The 1,877-nt window shown below is 59.5% G+C and carries 1 protein-coding gene; it reads right to left on the bottom strand.

The features are described 5' to 3' along the window. Positions 1-1,877 (bottom strand): catalase (katE, locus tag B5V02_RS08730; protein ID WP_167458425.1); only part of this gene is annotated, 1,877 nt, incomplete at both ends.

Raw genomic sequence — 1,877 nt, forward strand, 5'->3', positions numbered from 1 at the left:
CCCAGGGCCGTCAGGAAGCCGGTGACATCCTTCGGTCCCGATAGCGCAATGACGCCTCCGTCGAGGCTGTCGGCGATACCCGTTTTTTCGAAAAGAGGCATCGCGGCGTCGACATAGCCAATGAATTTGCAATGCGCAAAAGCGTCGGCGACGAAATCGCGCGCGGTCGCTTCTTTGATCAGGTCGGCCATCGCGGCCTTCGACGGCAGCAACGCTACTGCATCGTAGAGGACGGAGGGGCCGCCCCCGATCATCTGTTGCGCCTCGATCAGGCTGCCGTCGCTGGCTTTCGCGCCGCCGACCTTCGGAGCGATGATCTCGAAACTGGCGCCGGCCTTGGCCAATTCCGAGGTCAGGGCCTTGAGCAGCGCGGCGTCGGTGCCGTCGGTGACGAGGATTCCGAGCTTGCGGCCTTTGAACTGTTGAGGCCCGTTTTCCAGGATGCTGAGCGATGGCGCGGCGGCAAGATCCCGGCGAGTGGCAACAGCGGCATCGGCAGGTTTCGGCATCGCCTTCAATCCGAGATCCGCAGCGACTTTCTTGGCAAGCCCATCATCGATGTTGAGAAGGTGCGAAACCATCCGTTCGCGAATGACCGGGGTCTTCACCTTGCTCAATTCGAAGGTCAGTGCGGCCGCGATGTGTTGCTGCTCCGGCGATGTCTGGCTGATGTAGAACTGTCGTGCCTGGCTGTAGTGATCGGCGAAGCTCTCGGCACGGATCCGCTGCTTTGGGCCTTCTTCCACTTCGGCGAACGCCTTGAACCCAAGCTGGGGTGACTCCCGCGGGCCTTGGGCGAAGGAATTCGGCTGGTAGTTCACCCGGCCGACGGGGTTGCGCATGGCCATGTGGCCATCCTGCTGGAAGTGATGAAACGGGCACTTTGGCGCGTTGATCGGAATATGCGTGAAATTGGGTCCGCCCAGGCGCTTTATCTGTGTATCAAGGTAGGAAAAATTCCGACCTTGCAGCAGCGGGTCGTTGGAGAAGTCTATGCCGGGTGGCACGTTCTGGGTCATGAACGCGACCTGCTCGGTCTCGGCGAAGAAATTGTCGGGCATGCGGTCGAGCACGAGACGACCGACCGGGATCGGCGCGAGAATTTCTTCGGGGATCAGCTTGGTGGCGTCGAGAACGTCGAAATCGAAACTGTCTGCGAACGCCTGGTCGAACAGCTGCAGCTGCAACTCCCACTCGGGAAAATTGCCGGCCTGGATCGAATCCCACAGGTCGCGGCGATGGAAATCCGGATCGGCACCGTTGATCTTCACCGCCTCGTTCCAGGCCACCGATTGCATGCCGAGCTTCGGCTTCCAGTGAAACTTGACGAAGGTGGATTCATCCTTGGCGTTGACCATCCGGAAGGTGTGAACGCCGAAGCCCTCCATGAAGCGCAAGGAGCGCGGGATGGCTCGGTCCGACATGACCCACATGATCATGTGCATGCTCTCAGGGGTCAGCGAGATGAAATCCCAGAAATTGTCATGCGCCGACTGAGCCTGCGGAAAGCCGCGATCGGGCTCTTCCTTGACCGAATGGATGAGATCGGGAAACTTGATGGCGTCCTGGATGAAGAAAACCGGGATGTTGTTGCCGACGATGTCCCAATTGCCTTCCTGGGTATAAAGTTTGACGGCAAAACCCCGGACGTCGCGTGCCAGATCGGCTGATCCCTTGTTGCCCGCGACAGTGGAGAACCGAACAAAGGCCGGTGTCTTCTCTCCGGCGCGCTGGAAGATATCGGCGCGGGTGTAATTGGCCAAAGATTCATAGGTTTCGAAATAGCCGTGGGCGCCGTAGCCGCGAGCATGGACGACACGCTCGGGGATCCGCTCGTGGTCGAAGTGAAAAATTTTCTCGCGGAAATGGAAGTCTTC

Origin of the sequence: Mesorhizobium kowhaii (assembly GCF_003253745.1) — a bacterium.
In the GTDB taxonomy this organism is placed as follows: domain Bacteria; phylum Pseudomonadota; class Alphaproteobacteria; order Rhizobiales; family Rhizobiaceae; genus Mesorhizobium; species Mesorhizobium kowhaii.